Genomic DNA, 759 nt, shown 5'->3' with positions numbered 1-759 from the left:
CATATATACTGGTGATTCCGCCAACCTTATATGTAAATCCGCCCATGAAGCGCACCTGGCCATGGTGCCTTGGTCAACCTTTTCGCCGCCGATACTGGCACCCAGGCTAAACCCCAGATTTTGTACCAAAAGCAGGCCATTGGTTCCCCATCTCGCTTCTGCATACAAGGATGAGTAGTCACCTATACGCTTCTTCATCTCTGCAAAGTTGTAACTATGCACAAGCTGTTCTGAGCGGTATGCATATCCGACCTCTGCTGAGAAATTGCCGAGCTTTTTTGTGGTAACTACGTACCTCACCCCGGCAAGCGCGCTGTAGCTTCTGGCGTTTTGTGTGGCAACATCATCGGTTTTTTGGGATTGTAGAGGAAATCTCTCCCCTTCACTGTACATGCCTAGACGTATGCCTAAATCTGCGGTCGCAGATCCTTCACCGCTCTCTGTAGCGGATGCAGACATGCACGGTAGTGCTATGGTCGTGAGCGCAGCATAGCAGAAAAGCCGCGCCCGCCTTGTTATGTAAGATGTCATAGATATACTCTCGAAAAAGGTACGCTGTAAAACGTCGGCAATAATTCTAAATGCTCATTCATACAAAGGGCTACTAACAATTTTATAGAGTGTAATTATTTAACTAGAATAGTAAAAATATTTTCATATTTTTGCGCGGAAAATGCAGCCTCACGCACCAAATAAATACCCATATTATTGTAGCAATATCCGCAATGATGGCCATTATACATAATAATCATATATTCG

At 44.8% G+C, this 759-nt stretch carries 1 protein-coding gene; it reads right to left on the bottom strand.

All coding sequences use genetic code 11. From position 1 onward, the window contains the following. The coding region (locus GAC_RS02925) for a hypothetical protein (RefSeq protein ID WP_241760139.1) at positions 1–531 on the bottom strand (531 nt) is incomplete at its 3' end. Positions 532–759: the final 228 nt, after the last annotated feature.

The organism is Anaplasma marginale str. Florida, assembly GCF_000215485.1.
In the GTDB taxonomy this organism is placed as follows: domain Bacteria; phylum Pseudomonadota; class Alphaproteobacteria; order Rickettsiales; family Anaplasmataceae; genus Anaplasma; species Anaplasma marginale.
Note: the sequence above shows the minus strand (reverse complement) of the source record. Positions and strands in the feature narration are given on the sequence as shown.